Annotated in this window: 21 protein-coding genes and 2 tRNA genes; 9 read left to right on the top strand and 14 right to left on the bottom strand. The window is 69.9% G+C overall.

The genetic code is table 11. The features are described 5' to 3' along the window. Positions 1-15: 15 nt before the first annotated feature. Positions 16-1,395, bottom strand: coding sequence for an NAD-dependent succinate-semialdehyde dehydrogenase (locus tag FM125_RS11225; protein ID WP_087134679.1), 1,380 nt, complete (start codon positions 1,393-1,395; stop codon positions 16-18). Positions 1,396-1,718: 323 nt separating this feature from the next. Here FM125_RS11225 and FM125_RS11220 point away from each other — a divergent pair, with 323 nt between their 5' ends. Continuing rightward, positions 1,719-2,372, top strand: a complete 654-nt coding sequence (locus FM125_RS11220) for an MBL fold metallo-hydrolase (RefSeq protein ID WP_087134678.1) — start codon at positions 1,719-1,721, stop codon at positions 2,370-2,372. A gap of 207 nt (positions 2,373-2,579) precedes the next feature. Further along, complete coding sequence (locus FM125_RS11215) at positions 2,580-3,617, top strand: nucleoside hydrolase (protein ID WP_087134686.1); 1,038 nt, start codon at positions 2,580-2,582, stop codon at positions 3,615-3,617. Here FM125_RS11215 and FM125_RS11210 read toward each other — a convergent pair. The 13 genes from FM125_RS11210 to dnaA form a co-directional block, all read right to left on the bottom strand. Beyond that, positions 3,572-4,336: a queuosine precursor transporter gene (locus FM125_RS11210; protein WP_067191968.1), complete on the bottom strand. Its 765-nt coding sequence runs from the start codon at positions 4,334-4,336 to the stop codon at positions 3,572-3,574. The two genes, FM125_RS11215 and FM125_RS11210, sit on opposite strands and share 46 nt — an antisense overlap. A gap of 52 nt (positions 4,337-4,388) precedes the next feature. Beyond that, on the bottom strand, positions 4,389-4,616 hold the full coding sequence (locus tag FM125_RS11205) for an amphi-Trp domain-containing protein (protein ID WP_067191971.1): 228 nt from the start codon (positions 4,614-4,616) through the stop codon (positions 4,389-4,391). A gap of 183 nt (positions 4,617-4,799) precedes the next feature. Further along, positions 4,800-6,017, bottom strand: a complete 1,218-nt coding sequence (locus FM125_RS11200; RefSeq protein ID WP_180525535.1) for an amidohydrolase — start codon at positions 6,015-6,017, stop codon at positions 4,800-4,802. Between the two features lie 235 nt (positions 6,018-6,252). Beyond that, positions 6,253-6,325 (bottom strand) — tRNA-Ala (locus FM125_RS11195). A 59-nt stretch (positions 6,326-6,384) separates the two neighbouring features. Further along, the gene (locus tag FM125_RS12035) at positions 6,385-6,531 is read right to left on the bottom strand and encodes a hypothetical protein (RefSeq protein ID WP_168165778.1); all 147 of its coding nucleotides are present in this window, start codon (positions 6,529-6,531) and stop codon (positions 6,385-6,387) included. A gap of 78 nt (positions 6,532-6,609) precedes the next feature. Further along, positions 6,610-6,683, bottom strand: a tRNA-Ile gene (locus FM125_RS11190). A gap of 145 nt (positions 6,684-6,828) precedes the next feature. Beyond that, positions 6,829-7,305 (bottom strand): DUF3566 domain-containing protein, encoded by a 477-nt coding sequence (locus FM125_RS11185; RefSeq protein ID WP_067192321.1) that lies wholly within the window; start codon positions 7,303-7,305, stop codon positions 6,829-6,831. Beyond that, positions 7,302-9,953, bottom strand: a complete 2,652-nt coding sequence (gene gyrA / locus FM125_RS11180; RefSeq protein ID WP_087134684.1) for a DNA gyrase subunit A — start codon at positions 9,951-9,953, stop codon at positions 7,302-7,304. Before gyrA ends, FM125_RS11185 begins: the two co-directional genes overlap by 4 nt. 282 nt (positions 9,954-10,235) lie before the next feature. Then, the gene (gene gyrB, locus FM125_RS11175; RefSeq protein WP_425435837.1) at positions 10,236-12,392 is read right to left on the bottom strand and encodes a DNA topoisomerase (ATP-hydrolyzing) subunit B; all 2,157 of its coding nucleotides are present in this window, start codon (positions 12,390-12,392) and stop codon (positions 10,236-10,238) included. Between the two features lie 415 nt (positions 12,393-12,807). Beyond that, entirely contained in the window at positions 12,808-13,383 is a 576-nt protein-coding gene (locus FM125_RS11170) for a DciA family protein (protein ID WP_067192068.1), read from the bottom strand. Next, positions 13,376-14,644: a DNA replication/repair protein RecF gene (gene recF, locus FM125_RS11165; RefSeq protein WP_087134677.1), complete on the bottom strand. Its 1,269-nt coding sequence runs from the start codon at positions 14,642-14,644 to the stop codon at positions 13,376-13,378. Before recF ends, FM125_RS11170 begins: the two co-directional genes overlap by 8 nt. Before the next feature lie 22 nt (positions 14,645-14,666). After that, positions 14,667-15,782, bottom strand: a complete 1,116-nt coding sequence (gene dnaN / locus FM125_RS11160; protein ID WP_087134676.1) for a DNA polymerase III subunit beta — start codon at positions 15,780-15,782, stop codon at positions 14,667-14,669. 821 nt (positions 15,783-16,603) lie between these two features. Next, positions 16,604-18,139 (bottom strand): chromosomal replication initiator protein DnaA, encoded by a 1,536-nt coding sequence (dnaA, locus tag FM125_RS11155; protein ID WP_425435840.1) that lies wholly within the window; start codon positions 18,137-18,139, stop codon positions 16,604-16,606. Between the two features lie 504 nt (positions 18,140-18,643). On the opposite strand from dnaA, the gene rpmH reads away from it, so the two are divergent. The 7 genes from rpmH (at position 18,644) to FM125_RS11120 (ending at position 22,928) form a co-directional block, all read left to right on the top strand. Beyond that, positions 18,644-18,781: a 50S ribosomal protein L34 gene (rpmH, locus tag FM125_RS11150; protein ID WP_067192059.1), complete on the top strand. Its 138-nt coding sequence runs from the start codon at positions 18,644-18,646 to the stop codon at positions 18,779-18,781. 28 nt (positions 18,782-18,809) lie between these two features. Next, entirely contained in the window at positions 18,810-19,205 is a 396-nt protein-coding gene (rnpA, locus tag FM125_RS11145; RefSeq protein ID WP_087134674.1) for a ribonuclease P protein component, read from the top strand. Next, positions 19,202-19,576, top strand: coding sequence for a membrane protein insertion efficiency factor YidD (yidD, locus tag FM125_RS11140; protein ID WP_067192053.1), 375 nt, complete (start codon positions 19,202-19,204; stop codon positions 19,574-19,576). Before rnpA ends, yidD begins: the two co-directional genes overlap by 4 nt. A 4-nt stretch (positions 19,577-19,580) precedes the next feature. Then, on the top strand, positions 19,581-20,549 hold the full coding sequence (yidC, locus tag FM125_RS11135; protein WP_067192049.1) for a membrane protein insertase YidC: 969 nt from the start codon (positions 19,581-19,583) through the stop codon (positions 20,547-20,549). Between the two features lie 2 nt (positions 20,550-20,551). Next, complete coding sequence (locus FM125_RS11130; protein ID WP_180525533.1) at positions 20,552-21,202, top strand: Jag family protein; 651 nt, start codon at positions 20,552-20,554, stop codon at positions 21,200-21,202. Then, positions 21,195-21,914 (top strand): 16S rRNA (guanine(527)-N(7))-methyltransferase RsmG, encoded by a 720-nt coding sequence (gene rsmG, locus FM125_RS11125; RefSeq protein ID WP_087134673.1) that lies wholly within the window; start codon positions 21,195-21,197, stop codon positions 21,912-21,914. Before FM125_RS11130 ends, rsmG begins: the two co-directional genes overlap by 8 nt. Before the next feature lie 75 nt (positions 21,915-21,989). Then, the gene (locus tag FM125_RS11120) at positions 21,990-22,928 is read left to right on the top strand and encodes a ParA family protein (RefSeq protein ID WP_070639615.1); all 939 of its coding nucleotides are present in this window, start codon (positions 21,990-21,992) and stop codon (positions 22,926-22,928) included. Positions 22,929-23,789: the final 861 nt, after the last annotated feature.

The following is a 23,789-nucleotide window of genomic DNA, read 5'->3' as shown; positions in this document are numbered from 1 at the left end:
GGTGCCGTCAGCGGCTCACAGGCCGCCGGGCGAGCGGACGAGCTTGTGGTTGGCGAACTCCTCGATGCCCAGACGGCCGAGTTCCCGGCCCACGCCGGAGCGCTTCACACCGCCGAAGGGCAGCTCTGCGGAGGACTTGGAGGTCGAGTTGATCCAGACCATGCCCACCTCCAGGCGGGCGGCGACGTCCTCGGCGACCTCCGCGCTGGTGGTGTAGACGGAGCTGGAGAGGCCGTACGGGGAGTCGTTGGCCAGCTCGATCGCCGCGTCCAGGTCCGCCACCCGGTGCACCACCGCGACGGGCCCGAAGATCTCCTCCCGGTACGCGCGGGCGGTCTCGGGGACGTCCACGAGCACCGTGGGCGGGTAGAAGAACCCGGGGCCGTCCTGCGGCTGCCCGCCGGTGAGGACCTTCGCCCCGTGGGCCACGGCATCCTCCACGAGGTCGTGCACGTCCATGCGCGCCTGCTCCGAGGACAGCGGGCCGACCACCGTGGCCTCGTCCTGCGGGTCGCCGAACGGCACGGAGGACATGCCGGCCACGAACTTCTCCAGGAACGCGTCGTAGAGCTCGTCCACCACGATGAACCGCTTCGAGGACGTGCAGGTCTGGCCCGAGTTCACGCAGCGGCCGATCACCGCGTCCTTCGCCGTCACCTCGAGGTCCGCGTCCGGGGCCACCACGAACGGGTCCGAGCCGCCGAGCTCGAGGACGGCCTTCTTCACCTCACGGCCGGCCTGCTCGCCGACGATCCTGCCGGCCCGGTCCGAGCCGGTCAGGGTGACGCCTGCGATCCGCTCGTCGGCGATCATCGTGCCCACGTGCTCATGGCCCACGAAGGCGTTGACGAAGGCGTCGGCGGGGACACCGGCGTCCTGGAACAGCTGCTCCACGTTCAGGGCGGAGCGGGCACAGTTGCCGGCGTGCTTGAGGATCATGGTGTTGCCCAGCAGCAGGTTCGGCGCGGCCACGCGGGCGATCTGATAGTGCGGGAAGTTCCACGGCATGATCATCAGCAGCACGCCGATCGGGTCGCGACGCACGTAGGCGGTGCCCCCGGTGGCCGGTTCGATCTGCTCGCGGGCGATCATCTCCGGGCCCTGCTCCGCGTAGTAGCGGAAGATCCCGGCACAGGTCTTCATCTCGCCGCGGGCGGCCGTGATCGGTTTGCCCATCTCCCGGGTGACGTCCTGGGCGAGCTGCTCGGCGCGCTCGTCGTAGAGGTCGGCGATGCGGTGCAGGACGGCGGCCCGCTCGGCGACGTCCGTGCGACGCCAGGCGAGGTAGCCGGTGTGCGCGCGGTCCAGCAGCGGCTCGATCTGCTCGTCCGTGAGGCCCTCGAACGCCTCGACGAGCTCGCCGGTGGTCGGGTCGGTGGTGTGGAAGCGTGCCATGGTTCCCCTTTGCACGAAACGGGCGCGGGTGCGTGGCGGGGAGTCCGGCACGGGTCCGCGCGGCGGATGTGACGCAGGTCTCCATCCTCCGCCAGGGCGGGCGGCCGCGTCCACCCTCCGCGGGGGCGGGCGGTCGCCCCTCGCGCCGAGCCGCCGCCCGCAACGCCGAGCCGTCCGCAACGCCGCCCCCAACCCCGAGCCAGAAGAAGTGGCCCCTTCGGGGTGCCCCGAAGCGACCGTTTCCTCTGGTTCGGCGCCGCGGGAACCGGCAGAATCGGCCCCAGCACGCCTCCCCCGTGCGCCGCCGAGAGTCAGGAGGACCCATGACCGCCGAGCTCACCCTGTGGGGACAGTCCGCCGTGCGACTGGAGCGCGACGGCCGCCGGATCGGCTTCGACCCCGGCGCGTTCAGCGACGAGGCCGCCCTCGAGGACGTCGAGGCGGTGCTGATCACCCACCTGCACCCGGATCACGTGGTCCCGGAGCGCGTGGTGCGGGCCGTGGCCGCCGGGGCCAAGGACGTATGGGCACCCGAGGACCTGGTGCCGCAGCTGGCGGAGGCGGGCGTCCCGGAGGACGTCCTGCACACCGCCGTGCCCGGGGAGTCCTTCTCCGCGAGCGGCTTCGAGGTGCGCGTCCTCGGCGGACAGCACGCCCTGATCCACGAGGACGTCCCCCGCCCGGACAACGCCGCCTACCTGGTGGACGGCGCCCTGCTGCACCCCGGCGACTCGTTCCCCGCCCTGCCTGACGGCGTGGAGGTGGACACCCTCCTGCTGCCGGTCAGCGCCCCCTGGATGAAGATCTCCGAGGCCGTCGAGTTCGTCCGCGCCGTGGCCCCGCGCCGAGCCGTGCCGATCCACGACGCGATCCTCTCCCCCGAAGGACGCTCCGTGGTGGACGGCATGATGCCGAACCTCGTGCCCGACGGCACCGAGTACCTCCGCTGCGGCCGCGGCGACCCGCACCGGCTCTGAACGCCCGGGGCCGGATTCCTCGGCCGGCCTTCGCCGGCCGGAGGGCCGGAGAGTGACCGGCGACGACGGCTCGGTCGCCTCGGAAGAGGCACGTCACCGTCGTCGTGCCCTCCCCCTGACCCGCCGAACCAGAAGAAACGGACACTTCACAGCGCCCGGAAGGGGCCACTCGTTCTGGCTCGACGCGGGGCCGATAGGGTGCTGGTCGTGAGCAGACGGATCCTGGCGGACGTGGACACCGGCATCGACGACGCCTGCGCGCTGATACAGCTGGCCGGCTGCGGCGCCGAGCTGGCCGCCGTGACCACCACCGGCGGCAACGCGACCGCCCGGGAGTGCGCGCTGAACACCCTCGGCATGCTCGAGCTGCTGGGGCTGGGGCACGTGGAGGTGGCCGTCGGGGCGGAGGCGCCGCTGCGCCGGCCACCGGAGACCACGCCGGAGACCCACGGAGAGGGAGGGATCGGCTACGCGCGCGTGCCCCACCTGCCCGAGCGGCTCTCGGGGCGTTCGGCCGTGGAGGTCTGGGTGGAGGAGCTGCGCGCCCACCCCGGCGAGACGACGATCCTCTGCACCGCGCCCCTGACCAACCTCGCCCTGGCCCTGCGCGCCGAGCCGCGGCTGCCGGAGCTCGCGGCGGGGATCGTGATCATGGGCGGCTCCTTCTACTATCCCGGCAACACGACGCCCACGGCCGAGTGGAACACGTGGGTGGACCCGGACGCCGCGAAGCAGGTCTACGCGACCTTCGAGGGGCTGCCGGAGGACCGTCTGCCGCTGGTGTGCTCCCTGGAGACCACCGAGCGGATCGAGTACACGCCGGCCCTGCTGGACGGGCTCCTGGAGGACGCGGGAGGTCGGCCCGTGTGGTGGTCCGTGGACCGCCCACGGCAGGACGGCCCCGTGGCGGACACGGGCCTGCCCGTGCTGGACGTGCTGGCGGACGCGCTCCGGTTCTACTTCGAGTTCCACCACGACTACGACCAGGGCTACGTGGCCCACCTGCACGACCTCTTCGCCGCCCAGGCCGCGGCCGGGGTGGCCGACTACAGCACGGCCACGACCGTGGTCGACGTGGAGGCGGACTCGGACCTGCTGCGCGGCACCACCGTCCACGACGACAGACACATCTGGGGCCGCCGCCCGAACGCACGACGCGTCACGGGCAACGACCCCAGTGCGGTGTTCTCGGCCTTCGCTCAGGCGGCCGCCGTGGCGGTGGAGCGCTCGGTGGGCTCCTCGTAGCGGTAGGTGGGCTCGTGGCGCTTCAGCCAGCGGATGATCAGGAGCGTCAGCGGGACGATCAGGATCTCCACGAGGCACTTGTAGATGTAGCCGGTGACGGTGTAGTTGGCGAGCTCGGCCAGGGAGATCGTGCCGGCGAACGCGACGAGGCAGAACACGAGGGTGTCCAGGAACTCACCGACGAGCGTGGAGAGGATCAGGCGGAGGGCGACGCTGCGCTCCTTCATCCGCTCCTTCATCCGGGAGACGATCTTGGCGTTGACCAGGCTGCCGACGAAGAACCCGGCCAGGCCGGCGAGCGTCAGGCGCAGGGTGGGGGCGAGGGCGTCGTTCCAGGCCTCGAAGCCCTCCACGGGCGTGGTCAGCGCGACGACCTGGTAGGTCAGGGCCGCGACGATCAGCATCAGGAAGCCGATGAAGATCGCCCGGCGGGCCCGGCGGTAGCCGTAGACCTCGGCGAGGATGTCGCCGACGATGTAGGCCAGCGGGAACAGGAACGCGCCGCCGTCGAAGATGAGGGGGCCGCCGCCGTAGAAGAGGTCGCTGAAGACGGGGATGGTGGGTCCGTAGAACAGCTTCGCCGCGGTCACTCCGGACAGGAGCAGCAGGCCGACGAAGATGCCGACGAACAGGTCGTAGTGGCTGTGGGGCACCTCGGCATATTCCGGGGTGCCCTGCCCAGAGGCGGGCCTGTCTGTGGGTTCGGTGGTGGTAGTCACCGGAACATGGAACCAGATTCCGTCCGGATGTGTGAGCCGGGGTCAGCGGGGCTCACCAGCTCAGCGTGATCTCCAGCTCGCTCTGTCCGCCCTGTTCCACCTCGAGCTCCACCTCGAACTCCACCTGGTCCGCCACGGAGACGACGACGTCCCGGCCGCCGTGCTCCACCCGCACCTCGTTCTGGTCCGCCAGCTGGTCCGCGAGCTCCCGGAGCCGGGCCGCGGCCTGCTCCCTGGTCATGGTCTGCTTCTGCTCGTTCTCGAAGAGGTCCTTGCCCATGCCCCGAGAGTAGCCCCACCTGGCGTACAGGTCTCCCCCTCGCCTCCGACGACTGGTCCGCAGCAGCTGTGGGTCGCCGGCATCGCCTCTGGCCGCCCTGTCCGGGCCGGCACGTGCGCGCCTCCGTCGACCCCGGACCGGTTCACCGTCGTGGGCGAGCGGAGGGGGACGATCAGGCCCGTGTCAGACGAGCTCACCGTCCCGGGCCACGACCCGGCCGGCACGCACCACCGTGCGATTGCCTGGCCTGTCCATGACCGCCGACGCCGGGTATTCGCCCGGGAGAAGGACGAGGTCGGCCGTCTCCCCCACACCCACGCCACGCGACTCGGATCGGCTCCGGGTCGGATCGATCACCCGCGCACCCTCGAGTGTGGCGGTCTCCAGCGCACGCTCGATGTCCGAATCACGCCGCAGTCCGTTCGTGAAGGCCAGCTGCCAGGTGCGGTCCAGCATGTCCGTGTTGCCGTAGGGCGACCAGTAGTCGCGCTGCCCGTCCTGTCCCAGGCCGATCCGCACGCCCGCGTCCAGGATCTCGAGCAGCGGCAGCGTCCCCCGTCCGCTGGGCGCCACCGTCGCGAGGGCGATGTCGAGGTCCGCCAGATCGGCCAGCACCTGTGCGCGCTGGCTCTCGGAGATCCCCGCGAGGAAGAACGCGTGCGCGATCGTCACCCGGCCCCGCATGTCGAGAGCACGGACGCGCTCGATGATCTGCTGAGCGCTGAAGAGGCCCAGCTCCGCCGGCTCGTGCAGGTGGATGTCGATCCCGACCCCATGGCGCTCGGCCAGGTCGAAGACGATGTCGAGGTGCTGACGGGGATCCGCGTCCAGGGCGCAGGGATCGATGCCGCCCACCAGGTCGACCCCGTTCCGCAGACCTTCCTCGAGGAGCGCAGGGACCCCGGGTTCCAGCAGGAGGCCGGCCTGCGGGAAGGCGACGACCTCGACGCTGGCGCGGTGCGCGTGTGCTTCCTTCGCTGCGAGGACGCCCTCGAGCCGCTCCAGTCTGCAGTCCGCATCGATCTGGGCGTAGCTGCGGGCGCGCGTCATGCCGTGCGCGATCGCGCTGCCCAGTGTGTGCGTCGCGCGCTCCGCCACGGACTTCCCGGCGTTCCGCCAGTTGTCGCGGTCATTCTGGATGAAGGACCAGAGACTGCGGCGCTCAACCTTGTTGGGCTCGAACGGAAGTCCCACTCGGGTGGAATCGAGATGGACGTGGACATCGGTGAACGAGGGCAGCAGCAGGCGTCCGGCACCGTCCACGTGCTCAGACTGCACGGTGCTGTCGCCTGAGCCCGCACCGCCGTGCGGCTCGACCGACGCGATGACCCCGTCCGATACGCGCACGTCCACGGGATCGCCGCCCCAGGGACGCACATCGCTGATCACCAGGTCACCCATTCCGACCGCTTCTCCTCCCCGCGCAGGACATCACACATGCATCCTCGCATCCTGCGCCTGTGCGGGGAATCCCACCTGCACATCGACGGCGTCGCCATGATGGCCAGAACCGCAGCCAGCGGCTGCGATGCCGGGACACCGCCGGGAGACCGAAGTGAATGAACGAAGGCTCCGGCCGGTTTCCCGGGCCGGAGCCTTCATCTCCCACAAGCCACTGGCTCATGAATTCTTCGAGTGGAGGCAAGGGGACTCGAACCCCTAACCCCCTGCTTGCAAAGCAGGTGCGCTACCAATTGCGCCATGCCCCCGTGTGCTGTCCATCCCACAGCTGTTCAGTTGTGTGGTCCCACTCTAGCGGGTGCGTCGCTCAGCGTGCGTCCGGCTCGTCCTCCGGGAGTTCGTCCGTGGCCGAGGCCCAGACCTTCCGGTCCTGCTGCGCCTGCTGCCAGGAGCGCAGGCCCCAGGCGGCCGCTGCGGCGACCGCGGCCACGGCCACCCTGCTCAGCTTCGACACGTTGTGCCTCCTCGCGTGGAGTGGGAGCCCCTCAGACGACTGAGGCCCCGTCCAGCGGGGCCTCGAGTGCTGTGGGAGTGGGCGTACCAAGACTTGAACTTGGGACCTCTTCGTTATCAGCGAAGCGCTCTAACCGCCTGAGCTATACGCCCTCACCGCCATGCCGCCCGGTCGGAAACCGTGCTTCACAACGAGTAAAGACTCTACACGGCCGCAGACGCCCGCGCAAATTGCGCGGGCGTCTGCGTTCTCCCGGTCGCAGGAGGCTGTCTTCGCCCGGAGGTGCCGGGCAGGCGGTCAGTCGTCCGTCAGGGTCACGCCCAGGCCGCCGACGAGGGCGGCGGAGACGTTGTAGAGGGCCGCAAGGACCACGGACAGCAGGGTCAGCAGCACCACGTTCATCACGGCGACGATGGTGGCCAGGGAGGCCACGGTGCCCAGCGGGGCGAGGTGCTGGACGGTGTAGTTGCCGGACTCGGCGCCGAGGACGGTGCCGAGCACGTCGTTCACACGGTCGAAGATGCCGGCCAGGTGCATCAGTGAGTACAGGCCCACCGCGCCGATCACGGTGATGATGCCGAGGGCCACGGACAGCAGGAAGCCCAGCTTCATGGCCGACCAGATGTCCACCCGCGAGACGATCAGGCGTGCACGGCGCTGCTTGGCCTTGGGTGCCGAGCGGACCAGGCCCTCCTTGCCGGTGCGCTGAGCGGGGCGGGCGGACCGAGTGCCGGCGGCGCCGGACTGGGGACGCGATGAGGCCGAAGTGCTCACTGCTCTCCTCCGTCTGCATCCTCGGCGTCGACCTCAGCAGAGGCACTCACGTCGTCGGACACGGGGTGGTTCTGGTCGGTGGACTCGTCCAAGCGTACCCCCGTGACCTCGCCGGCGTCGGTCGCGGCGCCCTCGGCATCGCCATCCGGAGCGGCCTCGGCGGCCGCCTCGGCGTCGGCCTCGATGGCCTCCTCGTTGTTGAGGGTCACGGCGACGATCCGGTCCTTCTTGTCCGGCTTGGCGAAGATGACGCCCATGGTGTCGCGGCCCTTGGCGGGGACGCCGGCCACGGCCGAGCGGACGACCTTGCCGGACTCCATGACCACGAGCACCTCCTGGTCCTCCTGCACCACGAGGCCGCCGGTGAGCCCGCCGCGCTCGTCCACGAGCTTGGCCACCTTGATGCCGAGGCCGCCGCGGTTCTGCGTGCGGTACTCGCCCACGTGGGTGCGCTTGGCGTAGCCGCCGTCGGTCACGGTGAAGACGTAGCCGTCCTCGTCCGGGGAGATGACGTCCATGGCCAGCAGCCAGTCGTCGTCGCGGAACTTCATGCCGGTCACACCGGAGGTCGCGCGGCCCATGGGGCGCAGCGCCTCGTCGGTGGCGGTGAAGCGCACGGACTGGCCCTTGCGGGAGATGAGGATGAGGTCGTCGTCCGCGGACACCACGCGGGCGGAGACGAGCTCGTCGCCGTCGCGCAGGCGCAGGGCGATCAGGCCGGCGGAGCGGTTGGTGTCGTACTCGCTCAGCAGGGTCTTCTTCACCAGGCCGTTGCGGGTGGCGAGCACGAGGTAGTCGGCGCCGTCGTAGCCGGCCAGCGGCTGGATCTGCGCGATGTGCTCGTCCGGCTGGAACGCCAGCAGGTTGGCCACGTGCTGGCCCTTGGCGTCGCGGCCGCCCTCGATGAGCTCGTAGGTCTTGATGCGGTACACGCGGCCGAAGTTCGTGAAGAACAGCAGCCAGTGGTGCGTGGACACGGTGAGGAAGTGCTCCACCACGTCGTCACCGCGCAGCATGGCCCCGCGGACTCCCTTGCCGCCGCGTCCCTGGGACCGGTACTGGTCCAGCCGGGTGCGCTTGACGTAGCCGCCGCGGGTGATGGTGACGACCATCTCCTCCTCGGGGATCAGGTCCTCCATGGACATGTCCCCGTCGTAGCCGTAGAGGATCTGGGTGCGGCGGTCGTCGCCGTGCTTGTCCACGATCTCCCCGAGCTCGGTGGAGACCACCTCGCGCTGGCGGGCCGGGTCCTCGAGGATCTTCGTGTACTCGGCGATGAGGGCCATCAGCTCGTCGTACTTGTCCTGGATCTTCTGGCGCTCGAGGGCGGCCAGGCGGCGCAGCTGCATGTCCAGGATGGCCTGGGCCTGCTCGTCGTCGATGTCCAGGAGCGCCTTGAGCGCCTCGCGGGCGTCGTCCACGGAGCGGGAGGCGCGGATGGTCGCGATGACCTCGTCCAGCATGTCCAGGGCCTTGAGCAGGCCGAGCTGGATGTGTGCCTCGCGCTCGGCCTTGGCCTTGCGGAAGGCGGTGCGGCGGACGATGACCTCGATCTGGTGCTTCACCCAGTAGTGGACGAAGCCGTCGAGGGACAGGGTGCGGGGCACGCCGTCCACGAGGGCCAGCATGTTCGCGGAGAAGTTCGACTGCAGCTCGGTGTGCTTGTAGAGGTTGTTCAGCACCACCTTGGCCACGGCGTCGCGCTTGAGAACGATCACCAGACGCTGGCCGGTGCGGCCGGAAGTCTCGTCGCGCATGTCGGCGATGCCGGTGATCTTGCCGTCGCGCACCATGTGGGCGATCTTCTCGGCGAGGTTGTCCGGGTTCACCATGTACGGCAGCTCGGTGACCACCAGGCAGGTGCGGCCCTGGATCTCCTCCACGTTGACCACGGCGCGCATGGTGATGGAGCCGCGGCCGGTGCGGTAGGCGTCCTCGATGCCCTTGGTGCCGAGGATGGTGGCGCCGGTCGGGAAGTCGGGGCCCTTGACCTCCTTGAGCAGGGCCTCGAGCAGCTCCTCGCGGGTGGCCTCGGGGTTGTCCAGGTACCACCGGACGCCGGCGGCGACCTCGCGCAGGTTGTGCGGCGGGATGTTGGTGGCCATGCCGACCGCGATGCCGGAGGAGCCGTTGACCAGCAGGTTCGGAAAGCGGGCGGGGAGCACGGTGGGCTCCTGCTGCTTGCCGTCGTAGTTGTCCTGGAAGTCGACGGTGTCCTCGTCGATGTCCCGGACCATGTCCATGGCCAGCGGCGCCATCTTGGTCTCGGTGTAGCGCTGGGCGGCGGCGCCGTCGTTGCCCGGGGAGCCGAAGTTGCCCTGCCCGAGGGCCAGCGGGTAGCGCATCACCCAGTCCTGGATGAGGCGGACGAGGGCGTCGTAGATCGCGGAGTCGCCGTGGGGGTGGTAGTTGCCCATCACCTCGCCGACCACGCGGGCCGACTTGTTGAAGGAGCGCTCGGGGCGGTAGCCGCCGTCGTACATCGCGTAGAGCACGCGGCGGTGCACCGGCTTCAGGCCGTCGCGCACGTCCGGCAGGGCGCGGCCGACGATCACGGCCATCGCGTAGTCCAGGTAGGAGCGCTTCATCTCGGATTCGAGGTCGACGTGGTCGACCCTGTCCGCGGCGCCCTCGGGGAGGACGTACATCTCCAGGTCCTCGGAGGCCTCGGCCGGCACGGTGCCGTCGCCTGCCACCTCCTCGGGGTCCGCGCCGCCGGCGACGACGGCCCCCTCCTGGGGTGCCTCGCTCGCCTGCTGCGTCTGGTCGTTCTCCTCCGGGTTCTGCGGGTTCTCCGGGGTGGTCTCGTCGCTCACGCGGGTCCTCTCGTCCTCGTCAGCTCAGGTCGTCCGGGGGCCTGTTGCCCCCCGTCGGACGGGGTGGGGTGTCCGTTCCCGCGGCCACCGGCGGCGGCCGCGGGAGGACGAAGATCAGATGTCCAGGAAGCGCACGTCCTTGGCGTTCTGCTGGATGAAGCCGCGGCGGGACTCGACGTCCTCGCCCATGAGCATGGAGAACACCTGGTCCGCGGCGGCGGCGTCGTCCATGGTGACCTGGAGCAGGGTGCGGTGCTCCGGGTCCATGGTGGTGTCCCACAGCTCGTTGTAGTCCATCTCGCCCAGGCCCTTGTAGCGCTGGATGCCGGTGTCCTTGGGAAGGCGCCAGCCCTTGGCCTGGCCGGCTTCGAGGGCGGCGTCGCGCTCGGCGTCGGAGAACACGTAGTCGTGCGGGGCGTTGGACCACTTGATGCGGTACAGCGGCGGCTGCGCGAGGAACACGTGGCCGGCCTCGATGAGCGGGCGCATGTACCGGAACAGCACGGTGAGCAGCAGGGTGGTGATGTGCTGGCCGTCCACGTCCGCATCGGCCATGAGCACGATCTTGTGGTAGCGCAGCTTGGAGATGTCGAACTCCTCGCCGATGTTCGTGCCGAACGCCGTGATCATGGACTGGACCTCGGCGTTGCCGAGGGCCTTGTCCAGGCGGGCGCGCTCCACGTTCAGGATCTTGCCGCGCAGCGGGAGGACGGCCTGGGTCTCCGGGTTGCGGCCGCGCTTGGCGGAGCCGCCCGCGGAGTCGCCCTCCACGATGTAGACCTCGCAGCGCTTCGGGTCCTTGGACGAGCAGTCGGCAAGCTTGCCGGGCATGCCGAAGGACTCCAGCGGAGACTTGCGGCGGGCGTTGTCGCGGGCCTTGCGGGCGGCCATGCGGGCGTGCGAGGCCATGATGGCCTTGCGGATGATGTCCTTGGCCGGACCCGGGTTGCGCTCGAGCCAGTCGCCGAGGTGGTCGGTGACCACCCCGTGCACGAAGCCCCGTGCCTCGGAGTTGCCGAGCTTCGTCTTGGTCTGTCCCTCGAACTGCGGCTCGGCGAGCTTCACCGAGACGACCGCGGTCAGGCCCTCGCGGATGTCGTCTCCGGTGAGGTTCTCCTCCTTGGGCTTGAGGATCTCCTTCTCGCGGGCGTAGCGGTTGATCAGGGAGGTGAGGGCGGCGCGGAAGCCCTCCTCGTGGGTGCCGCCCTCGTGGGTGTTGATCGCGTTGGCGTAGGTGTGGACCGACTCGGAGTAGGCGGTGGTCCACTGCATGGCGATCTCGAGGGCGATCTTGCGGTCGGTGTCCTCGGTCTCGAAGGCGATGACGTCCTCGTGGATGTACTCGACCTTCTTCTTCGAGTTCAGGTGCTCCACGTAGTCGAGCAGGCCGTTCTCGTAGAGGTAGGTGACCTCGCGGCGCTTGGGGGTCGCCTGCTCGTCGACGTCGATGCCAGTCTCGTCCGTGGACGCGTCCTCGGCGGTGCCCTCGGCCACGACCTCGTCCTCGAGGACCTGGTTCTCCTCGATCTCGCGTTCGTCCACCAGGGTGATCTTCAGGCCCTTGTTGAGGAAGGCCATCTGCTGGAACCGGGCACGCAGCGTCTCGTAGTCGAACTCGACCGACTCGAAGATCTCGGGGTCGGCGTAGAACGTCTGGACGGTGCCGGTGGCCTCGGTCTGCTCGCCCTTGACCAGGTCGCCCTGGGGCACGCCGCCGTCGGCGAAGGACATGCGCCAGACATGGCCCTGACGGCGGACCTCCGTGTCCACCCGCTTCGAGAGCGCGTTCACCACGGAGATGCCGACGCCGTGGAGGCCGCCGGAGACGGCGTAGCCGCCGCCGCCGAACTTGCCGCCGGCGTGGAGGATCGTCATGACCACCTCGAGGGTGGGCCTGCCCTCGGTCGGGTGCATGTCCACCGGGATGCCGCGGCCGTCGTCCTCGACGCGGACGCCGCCGTCCTCCTGGAGGGTCACGGTGATCTCGGAGGCGTAGCCGGCCATGGCCTCGTCCACGGAGTTGTCCACGACCTCGTACACGAGGTGGTGCAGACCCCGGGGGCCCGTGGAGCCGATGTACATTCCCGGGCGCTTGCGGACGGCCTCGAGGCCCTCCAGCACGGTGATGGCGGAGGCGCCGTAGTCGCCGGGGACCTTGCGGTCCCTGGTCTCGGCCGGTGCCGTCTGTGGCGGTGCGGCGGCCTCGACGGCCTCCGCGGGGGTCACGTCCTGAGGATCCTCGGCGGGCGCGTCGGAATGTGCGTCGTTCACGGGTGCTCTTGACTCCTCGGTCTCGTCACGTCGTCTGCCGCCGCGGGCGTCGAGTGACAGCCGCGCCCAACGCGTGCGTACGCGCGCGTAGGTTTATCGGCCCGGACACGGGCGGCAACGGCCCTCGGCGCACCGAGGGCGGCATTCTGGTCCATTCTACGGGATTCGGGTGCCGTTCCACGGAATCTGCGCGGGTGGATCGGCTCCGAATGCCCTGCAGCAGGCCGTGGACGCCGCCGTGGAGGTCCTGTCGGCCCTCGGTATGGGGGCCGTATCGCCTCCGGGTCCGATCGGCGCTCAGAGCGCCGCCTGGCACTTCGGCCCTCGGCCCTTCCGGTGCGCGGCGGGTCTGCCGCCCGTCGTCCCGACGACGGCACGCACCTCCGCCGGCCGGCCCCCGGAGACTCGGGCAGGCTCACCCGTAGGTGTCACGCGGCCCACGGCCACGGACGCTGCGGGGACCCTTCTTCCAGCTGGGCGCCTGAGGACCGGCCACGTCGATGCGCGTGACCACGCCGGTGCCGAGCTCCTGGTCGAAGCGGGCCAGCAGCATCGGTCCCATCAGGCGCAGCTGGGTCGCCCAGGCGGTGGAGCTCGTGCGCACCCGCACCACGGAGTTCTCGAAGCTCTCGGGCCGGCAGTGCTGGGCGATGTCCGGGCCGACCAGCTCGGCCCAGCGGGTGAGCACGGAGCCGACGGCCACCGGGGTGGACCAGCCGCGGTCCCGGATGAGGCGGCCGAAGACGTCGCCGACCACGGCAGGGTCCCGGTCGTCGGCCTTCGGGCCGCTGCGCCGGCGCTTGGCCTTCAGCTCCGCCACGCGCTGCTCGGTGCGGCTGCCGGCTGAGCGGCCGGGCCGGCCGGTGAGGCGGGCCTCGCCGCGCTCCATGGCGGCGTCCCGCACCCGGCGCAGCTGGATCATGGCCAGGTCCGGGCGGTCCTCGTCCTGGCCGGGGACGCCCGTGGAGGTCTCCGCCGGCTCGTCAGCCATCGCGAGCGCCCCCTTCCGCGGCAGGCGAGGGGCCGTCGTCGGGAATCTCCGGGTCCATCCGGGCCCGGCGGATGTCCCCCTCCACCGGCAGCGGACGGTCCGCGGCCTCGGCCACGGTCTCGGAGCCGTCCGCGTCCTGGCGGACGAGCACGCGCACGGCATGCAGCTCCTCCGGGATGTCCTCCACCGCGGCGGCGGTGAGCAGCACCTGCTCGGCGCGCGAGACGAGGCCGGCCAGCCGGCCGCGGCGGGCGGCGTCGAGCTCGGCGAAAACGTCGTCGAGGATGAGGACGGGCCGGGCGTCGGGGTCGGGGTCGTCGGCGACGAGCACGTCGTAGCTGGCCAGGCGCAGCGCCAGCGCAAGGGACCAGGTCTCGCCGTGGGACGCGAAGCCGCGGGCCGGGGCAGGGCCGAGGAACAGGGCGAGCTCGTCCCGGTGCGGCCCCACCAGGGTGAGGGCGCGGGCACGCTCCTGCTCGTGGGCATCCTCGAGGGCCTGCCGCATGGCGGCGGCGATCTGTTGGACGGACGGCACCTGCTGGTGGGTGCCGGAGACACCGGGGACGGTGGACTCGTAGGCGAACGTGGCCGGCTTCGAGCCGTTGGTCAGCGCGGCGTACATCTCGCGCAACGGTGCGGCGAGCAGCTGCAGGACGTGGAGCCGGCCGTTGAGCAGGCGGGCGCCGGCCATGGAGAGGTGCTCGTCCCAGACGGCGAGGGTCGCCTCCTCCTCCGGGCCCCAGCGACCCTGCTGCCGGGCGGTCTTGAGCAGGGCGTTGCGCTGACGCAGGACCCGCTCATAGTCCGCGGCGGCCTCGCCGAGGGCGGGGCGCAGCTGGACCATGAGCTGGTCCAGGAAGCGGCGGCGGCCGCCCGGGTCCTGGGTCACGAGCGCCAGGTCCTCGGGGGCGAAGACCACGGTGCGCAGGATGCCGAGGCCCTCACGGGCGCGGACGGGGGCGCCGCGGTTGACGGCCACGCGGTTGGAGCGGCCCGGCAGGATCTCCAGCTCCAGCGCCACCGCGCGTGAGCCGCGGTGGATGCGCGCGCCGATCCTGGCGCGGTCCTGGCCGAAGCGGACCAGCGGGGCGTCCTGGCTGACGCGGTGCGAGGTGTGCGAGCCGAGGTAGCCGACGGCCTCCACGAGGTTCGTCTTGCCGACGCCGTTGGCGCCGACCAGCACGGTGGCGCCGGGGGACAGGGTCAGGTGAGCGGACCGGTACGAGCGGAAGTCCGCGACCGTCAGCTGCGAGAGGTACACGTGAGGCGGTGTCCGGTCCCGGTCAGGTCAGACGGACCGGCATCACCAGGTACCGGTAGTCGGAGACGGCGCCGTCCTTCTCGGCCACGCCGGTGAGCAGCGCGGGCTTCGGGGCGGTGGTGAAGGAGAACCGCACCTGCGGCTGGTCCACCACGGACAGCCCCTCGGACAGGTAGGACGGGTTGAAGGCGACCGTGATCTCCTCGCCGTCCAGGGTGCAGGGCAGCTCCTCGTTGGCGGAGGCGTCGTCCCCGGTGCCGGCGTCCAGGGTGACGGAGCCGGCGCTGAAGACCATGCGCAGCGCGGAGTTGCGCTCGGCCACGAGGGCCACGCGGCGGGAGGCCTCGACCAGGGCCGCGGTGTCCACGGTGGCGTGGATCGGGCTGGACTCCGGGAACAGGGAGCGGATCTTCGGGTACTCGCCGTCGACCAGCACGGAGGTGGTGCGTCGGCCCGCGGAGGCGAAGCCGACCAGGTCCACGCCGTCGGCGAAGCGCAGTTCGAGGCTGCCGGCGCCGCCGAGCGACTTGGCGACCTCGGTGAGGGTGCGGGCCTTGACCAGCAGGGAGGTGGACACCGACGGGTCGGCCGGGGTCCAGGTGATCTCCTTCATGGCCAGGCGGTAGCGGTCGGTGGCCAGGAAGGTCATCGTGTCGCCCTCGATCTCGACCTTCACGGCCGTGAGGATCGGGAGAGTATCGTCCTTCGAGGCGGCCACGGTGACCTGGTGCACGGCGTGGGCGAAGGCGGCGCCGTCCACGGTGCCGGCGACCTCCGGCAGCTCCGGGAGGGCCGGGTACTCGCCGACCGGCATGGTGGCCAGGGAGAAGCGGGAGGACTTGCAGGTGACGAGCACCTTGCCGCCGTCCAGCTCGAGCGTCACCGGAGCGGCCGGGAGCGAGCGGACGATGTCGTTGAGCAGGCGGCCGGAGACGAGGACCTGTCCCTCGGTCTCGATGTCCGCCTCGATGTCCAGGCGCGCCGAGGTCTCGTAGTCGAAGCTCGCGATGGAGACGAGGCCGGCCTCGGCGGTGATGAGCAGGCCGGAGAGCACCGGCACCGGCGGGCGCGGGGAGAGGGAGCGGGCGGTCCAGGAGACGGCATCCGTGAGGATGTCGCGTTCGACGGTGAACTTCACGAGCTCTGCACTGCCTCTCTGGCCTCTCGGTCAGGCCGGTGTACACACGGGGGCGAATCCGCAGCGGCCGTGAGGAAGCCGGGATTCTACGTCCGAACGATGCGCACACGGGTCAACGGCGCGCGGGTGGGAAGACGCGTTGATCAGCATAGGGGGTGCGTGCGCTCGCTGTCAGGTCAGGGATGGGGCTGTGCGGGGAGGAAGGGCACATGTGGTGTCCGGCCGGTGCGCAGGGGCCTGGATGTTGCTCGACGGAGAGATGTCCCAGAGGTGAGTAGGAGTGTCAGCACGTGTGGATTCTGTGGAGAACCCGTCCTCGCCCAGGGTCCGTGCCGATCCTCCTGTGGGTCCGGCGGTGGATCCTCTCCGTTCGGGGTGTGGGTGTCCCGTGGATTCCCGACGACGGCCCCCGACCCCTTCTGCACAGCCTCGCCCGGATTTGTCCAGAGTCCGATGTCATTTGTCCCGATCGTGTCCACATTCTTCTCCACAGGTGTGATCTGCGTCCGCATGATTCCGCGGTTCTCGGCTCCTGAAGCCTGTGGAAACGTGTGGACGAGTGTGGAGATCCGAATGACATCCGTGTCATTCCCCAGTGCCGTGGAGCGCCGGTTCCCCACCCTGCGGATCATCGTCGCAGCGGCCTGGGCGGGCCGATTCCACGCCCTCGCGGCTGTCCACATGCAGACCCCTTCTCCACAGAGTTCTCCACAGGGGTGGACAATGTGGACGATCCTTTGACCGCCGGTTCAGGGTTCTCGGACATGCGTCGGGCCCCGCCGAACGACGTCGACGGGGCCCGGAGCGCGGCGGCCGGCCGGTCAGTGGCCGCGCTGCTTGCGCTTGATCTCGTTGGTCAGCTCGGTGACCTGGTTGTAGATCGTGCGGCGCTCGGCCATGAGCTCGCGGATCTTGCGGTCGGCGTGGATCACGGTGGTGTGGTCGCGGCCGCCCAGCTCCTGGCCGATCTTCGGCAGGGACATCTCGGTCAGCTCGCGCAGCAGGTACATCGCGATCTGGCGGGCGGTGACCAGCGTGCGGGTGCGGGACTTGCTGGTCAGTTCGTCCATGGTCAGGTCGAAGTACTCCGCGGTGGCGTGGAGGATCAGCTCCGGCGTGATCTCGTGGACGTCGTCGTCCGTGATGAGGTCCTTGAGCACGTGCTCGGCCAGTTGGATGTCCACGTCCTGGCGGTTCAGGGACGCGAACGCGGTGACGCGGATGAGGGCGCCCTCGAGCTCGCGGATGTTCGTGGAGATCCGGGAGGCGATGTACTCGAGCACCTCCGGCGGGGCGAAGAGGCCCTCGGCCTCCGCCTTCTTGCGGAGGATGGCGATGCGGGTCTCGAGGTCCGGCGGCTGGATGTCCGTGATCAGGCCCCACTCGAAGCGCGAGCGCAGGCGCTCCTCGAACCCGGAGAGCTGCTTCGGCGGCAGGTCGGAGGTGATCACGACTTGCTTGTTGTTGTTGTAGAGCGTGTTGAAGGTGTGGAAGAACTCCTCGACCGTCGCCTCCTTGTCCGCCAGGAACTGGATGTCGTCGATCAGCAGGATGTCCACGTTGCGGTAGACCTGCTTGAACGAGGCGCCCTCGTCGTGGCGGATGGAGTTGATGAAGTCGTTGGTGAACTCCTCCGAGTTCACGTACCGCACCCTCAGGCCCGGGTAGAGGCGCCGGGCGTAGTGCCCGATCGCGTGCAGCAGGTGGGTCTTGCCCAGGCCGGACTCGCCGTAGATGAACAGCGGGTTGTACGCCTTCGCCGGCGCCTCGGCCACCGCGTTGGCGGCTGCGTGGGCGAAGCGGTTGGACGAGCCGATCACGAACGAGTCGAAGTGGTACCGCTCGTTGAGTCGGCTGGTCTCGGTGGACGTGGACGGCGGGCCGGGGGTCGGCGCGCCCGCACCGGCGACCGGCCGGCTGTCCGGGCGGTCCTGGCGGTGCTCGTCGCGTCCGCGGTCGGCCGACGACGGCCCGGTCGCCTCGGAGCGCTTTTCATCCTGGCCGTGGGCGGACGGGGAGGAGGGCTCGTGGTGGCGGGTGCGCTCGGAGGCCGGACGACGGGCGTCCACGTCCAGGTCCTCGGCAGGCAGCTGGGCGCGCGAGGACGCGGCGTCCGCCGAGCGCGGCGGGGTGGGGGCGTTCAGGGAGGAGTCGATCGAGATCGCCAGCAGCACCTCGTGGCCGAACACCGCGGTCAACGCGTCGGTCAGCGCACCGGAGACCTGCGGTCCCTGCAGTGTCTCGCGCGTGGTCTCGTTCGGCACCGCCAGCAGGAGGGTGTTGCCGATCAGGCCCTGCGGGCTGGCCAGGTACACGTGCCCCATCTGGCGCGGCGTGACGCGGGAGTCCTCCTCCAGGGCGGAGGTGACCTGGGACCAGGAGTCGGAGACGGCGGGATCAGACACCGGAGGAGTCCTTTCAGTGCACCGGACGGGCGCCGGGGCGGAAGGCGGAAGCAACAGGCATGCCGGCCGGGCGAAGGCCCTGTCGGCATGCACGTTCCGCTCGAGTCTAGTCGTTGTCCACAGGCTTGTGCACAGACGGTGGACAACTCGGGGAGGTGCTGTGGACAGACGGAGGTGAGCGGCCGCCGTCGTGCGCCTGTGGCCTGTGGGAACTGTGGACCGGGCGTGTCTGCGGCAGCCCGGCGCGCGGAGCCAGACGGCCCGCAGGAGGGACGGTGCTGGGCACCGACGTCCGCTTGACCGGGGCAGAAGGCGTGACTAGAGTAGCCAGGTCCCCCGGGACGGCTGTGCCGTGCCCGCCGGGGATTTCATGTCAAAGCCCCGCCCGGACTTCCCTCCTGCATGCAGCGTCGCAGGTCAACGGTCGGCGCCAACACAACACGTGGAGAGATCACAGTGACCAAGCGCACTTTCCAGCCCAACAACCGTCGTCGCGCCCGCAAGCACGGCTTCCGCGCCCGCATGCGCACCCGTGCCGGCCGCGCCATCCTGTCTGCCCGCCGCGGCAAGGGTCGCGCCGCGCTGTCCGCCTGAGCGCGGCGCAGCCGCTCCGGCGAGCGTCGTGCTGCCTCGTGACCGACGGGTCCGGACGGCGGCAGACTTCCAGCACATCCGGCGGACCGGTGCCCGCGCAGGGCGCCGGAGCCTGGTCGTCACCGCGACGGCCGACCCGAACGACACCCGGTCCGGGGGTCCGAGCACACCTCGGCACCCACGGGCCGGGTTCGTCGTGTCCAAAGCGGTCGGAGTCGCGGTGGTGCGCAACCGGGTGAAGCGCCGTCTGCGCGCGATCATGGCCGAGCAGATGCGGCGTCCCCCTCTGGAGGGACAGCCCCTGCTCATCCAGGTGCGCGCACTGCCGGCGGCCGCCGAGGCGGACTACGCCACGCTGGAGAAGGACCTCGCCGGCGCCCTGCGCCAGGCCTTCCGCAAGTGCACCGCGGACGGAGCCGCATGAGCGGGGCCCGCACGCTGTCGCCCTACGTGGTGCTCGAGCCGGCCCGTGAATGGGGGTGGCTGCGCGCACTGCCCTCGACCGTGCTCGGCTGGCTGCTCAAGGCGTACCGGCTGCTGATCTCGCCCCTGTACGGGGACGTCTGCCGCTTCTTCCCGAGCTGCTCGGCCTACGGACTCGAGTCCGTGACCGTGCACGGCGCGGTGAAGGGGACCTGGCTGACGGCCCGCAGGCTCGCACGCTGCCATCCCTGGAACGACGGCGGCATCGACCCCGTGCCTCCCGGGCACCGATGCTGGGCGGAGGAAGACCTTCCGCGCATCATCCACCTGAACCACCCTCCCCTCCCACCAGATCCCCCGCAGGAGGACTGACACCATGGGCTTCTTCGAAGCGATCCTTCTCCCGTTCCGCTGGCTGATGTCGTGGATCCTGGGCGCCTTCCACACCGTCCTGGGATTCATCGGCATGCCGTCGGACTCGGGCTGGACCTGGGCACTGTCCATCCTGCTTCTCGTGATCCTGATCCGCACCCTGCTGATCCCGATCTTCGTGAAGCAGATCAAGGCCCAGCGCGCCATGCAGGCCATGCAGCCGGAGCTGCAGAAGCTGCAGGCCAAGTACAAGGGCAAGAAGGACCAGCTGTCCCGCCAGGCCATGGCGATGGAACAGCAGGCCCTCATGAAGGAGCACAAGGCGAACCCGTTCGCCGCGTGCCTGCCGCTGCTGGTGCAGATGCCGTTCTTCTTCGCCCTCTACCAGGTGCTCATCGGTGCCCGCGGTGCGGCCGAGTCCGGCGAGGGCATGCACGCCCTGTCCGCGGACCAGATCCGCTCCTTCGAGTCCTCCGAGATCTTCGGCGCCCAGATGTCGGACACCTTCCTGGGCTCGACCGGTTCCCATTTCAACCTGAACGTCATCGTCGTCGCGATCTTCCTGATCCTGCTGATGTCCGGCCTCATGTTCTACATGCAGAAGATGCTGATGACGAAGAACATGACCGACAGCCAGCTGTCCGGTCCGATGGCTCAGACCCAGCAGATCATGCTGTACGGCATGCCCCTGATCTTCGGCATCGGCGGCATCAACTTCCCGATCGGCGTGCTCCTGTACTGGACCTACTCGAACATGTGGGCTGTGGGTCAGCAGTGGTGGATCATCCGCAACAACCCGACCCCGGGCTCCCTGGCCGAGCGTGAGCTCAACGAGCGTCGCGCCGCCAAGGGGCTGCCGCCGGTGGGCAAGGCACTGCAGGAGCAGAAGGCCCGTGAGGAGGCGGAGGCCCAGCGTGTGGAGCGTGCCGGCCAGCGCCGTCAGCCCCAGCGTAAGAACCGCAGGAAGAAGTGAGCATGAGCGAGCAGAACACCCCTGACGTTCAGAACGTCGAGCAGCAGGGCGAGCAGGCCGACGTCGCCGTGGAGCAGACGTCCGAGCAGGCCGACGTCGCCGTGGAGCAGACGTCCGAGCAGGCCGACGCCGCCGTGGAGCAGACGTCCGAGCAGGCCGACGCCCGCCCGCGTGCCACCGCCGCCGAGCGCCTCGAGGAGGAGGGCGACGTCGCGGCCGACTACGTGGAGGAGCTGCTGGACATCGCCGACCTCGACGGCGACATCGACATCGAGGTCCGTGACGGCCGCACCTACGTGTCCGTCATCGCCGACGAGGGTGACGAGGCGCTGCAGGACCTGGTCGGCCGCAACGGCAAGACCCTCGAGTCCCTGCAGGAGCTCGTCCGCCTGGCCGTGCTCGCCTCCACAGGCCACCGCTCCCGCCTGATCCTCGATGTGGCCGGGTACCGCACCCGCCGTGGCGCCGAGCTGCGCACGATCGCCGACAGGGCCGTGGCCGAGGTCAAGGACGGCAAGGGCCCGGTGCATCTGGAGCCCATGGGTGCCTATGAGCGCAAGATCGTCCACGACGTGGTGGCCGACGCCGGCCTCGTCTCGGAGTCCGAGGGCGAGGGCCCGCACCGTCACGTGGTGATCTCCGCCGATGACTGACCCGCGTCCAGGCACCCCGGAGGCACAGGTCGGCAAGGCCCCGGCTCCGGAGGCCGTCGCCCAGCCCGCTCCCCCGCTGCCTGCAGAGCTGGGCGCCGCCGCGGACCAGATCTTCGGCGACGCCCTGCCGTTGGCCGAGCGCTACGTGGAGCACCTGTCCTCCACAGGCATCGAGTGGGGGCTCATCGGTCCCCGTGAGGTCCCACGGCTGTGGGAACGCCACGTGATGAACTGTGCGATCGTGGCGGACCTGTTGCCGGAGGGCGCCCTCGTGGCCGACGTGGGCTCCGGGGCCGGCCTGCCGGGCCTGTGCCTGGCCCTGGCCCGACCCGACTGCCAGTTCCTGCTCATCGAGCCGCTCGAGCGGCGGGTGGACTGGCTGGACATGGTCGTGGACGACCTGGGGTTGGAGAACGTGGACATCATCCGCGGCCGTTCCGAGCAGGTTGGCGGGAACCTCGATGTGGACATCGTGACCGCGCGTGCCGTGTCCGCACTGAAGTCCCTGCTGCCGCTGACCATGCCGCTGCTGAAGGGCGGGGGCGAGCTGCTGGCCATCAAGGGCCGCAGCGCGGCGAACGAGATCACCGCTGCCGCCAAGGCGCTGCGCAAGTACAGTTGTGGAGAACCGGAGATCCTCACCGTCGGCGGCGACGTGCTCCCGGAGCCGACCACCGTGGTGCGCGTCGTGCCGCGGCGCGCTCGCCGCTGAGCCGGCCGGCCGCCGTCGGGAGGACCGAAGACCAGAAGTCCAGGGCGGTGCGGCCGCCCGGGGAGGATGAACCGCATGGCCCAGGAGAACGAGGAGCGCTCCGGCGCATTCAAGGCGTTGCGTGAGCGCTGGTCCGGCAAGGGCGGGAAGAAGGGCGCCGCCGCGTCCGGGAATCGCCTGCAGCGTCAGCGGCTCAGCCGTCCGGACCGCACCCGCGTGTTCACGACGTCCAATCAGAAGGGCGGCGTCGGCAAGACCACCACCACCGTCAACCTGGCCGCCGCGATGGCGCGGGCAGGCATGCGTGTGATGGTCGTCGACATCGATCCCCAGGGCAACGCGTCGACCGCGCTCAACGTGCCTCACTCCTCCGAGGTGGCGTCGGTCTACGATGTGCTCCTGGACGAGATGGAGATCCACGACGTTGTGCAGGACGCCCCAGATGTGGACAACCTGCAGGTGGTCCCCGCGACCATTGAGCTCGCAGGCGCGGAGATCGAACTGGTCTCCTTGGTGGCCCGCGAGCAGCGGCTGGCCAAGGCCCTGGACCGTTACTTCGCGTGGCGTGAGGAGCAGGGACAGGAGCGTCTGGACTACGTGTTCATCGACTGCCCGCCGTCCCTGGGCCTTCTGACCGTGAACGCCTTCGTGGCCGCGGTGGAGGTTCTCATTCCGATCCAGGCGGAGTACTACGCGCTCGAGGGTCTGTCCCAGTTGCTGAAGAACGTGCAGATGATCCAGAAGCATCTGAACCCGCGGCTGCAGCTGACGACGATCCTGCTGACGATGTTCGACTCCCGCACGAACCTGGCGGTGCAGGTGGCGGAGGAGGTGCGGGAGCACTTCCCCAAGGAGCTGCTGCAGACGGCCATTCCACGCAACGTCCGCATCTCTGAGGCGCCGAGCTATCAGCAGACAGTGCTCACCTACGACCCGTCCTCGGTGGGCGCGGCCGCCTACCGCGAGGCCGCCGCGGAGATCGCGAAGCGAGGAGCACCTGTTCCACTCGACTGAAGGCAACCGGATCCGCTTGATCCTGTAGCGGAGAATCGGCCCGGACATCGCTCAGATGTCCGGGCCGATTCTGTTTCACGTGAAACCTGGCAGTGACACTGTGCCTGCGGGGCATGTGAAGCAACGTGCAGGCGCAGGTGGGGAGGCGAGGGGGCGTTATCAGCGGCGGGACGGCAACGGCGGAGAGTGTGGGCAGTACGCGGTGATCCCCTGCCGGGCCGAGCGGATAGATGCCTCGCGCCGGTAGGAGGCCACTGGTGGACACGTCGTCGGCAGGCTGATCGTCGAGTCTGGGTAAGCCAGTCACGTGACTCCTGCCGGCCTGGAGGCAGTCAACGGATTGGCAGAGCAGTGATCGGACGCTTGGCCTGACAGAAGGGCCGTCTCTCAGAAGGCCGGTGCCCGGTGTCCCTGCGACGGGCCTTGGCTCTGAGGAGAGCGGCGGCCCTGAGAATGACGGCGGCCCTGAGAATGACGGTGCCTCTGAGGAGGGCTGTGAGCCTGAGATGGACGGTCGTCCTGTAGCGGACGGTGGACCTGAGGAGACACTGGGCGATATCTGCCGAGGCTGCCGTGTGCGGATTCTTCCGACTGCGATGGAGGTGGCCCACGCCTGAGACGCTCCCCTCCACCTGTCTACAGGGCCGGCAGAAACAGCCTCTCGTGCGTGCCAAGGCAGAAGCCCTGGCTCTGGTGGGCTGTGGGCCTGCAAGCCTCGTGTACGACGCAGAGCACGCCTGTGGATAAAGAGGCTCTTCACAATCGAGGGTGTAGACGGGGCTTGAATCCTCCACTCTCGAGCAAGGACCTAGCGATGTAGTTGGTGAGATTCCGGAAGCCCAAGGCGGATCCGCGTAGGTG

Origin of the sequence: Micrococcus lylae, from assembly GCF_900163825.1 — a bacterium.
In the GTDB taxonomy this organism is placed as follows: Bacteria; Actinomycetota; Actinomycetes; order Actinomycetales; family Micrococcaceae; genus Micrococcus; species Micrococcus lylae.
The sequence above is the reverse complement of the archived record's forward strand: the minus strand, read 5'-3'. Positions and strand labels throughout refer to the sequence as shown.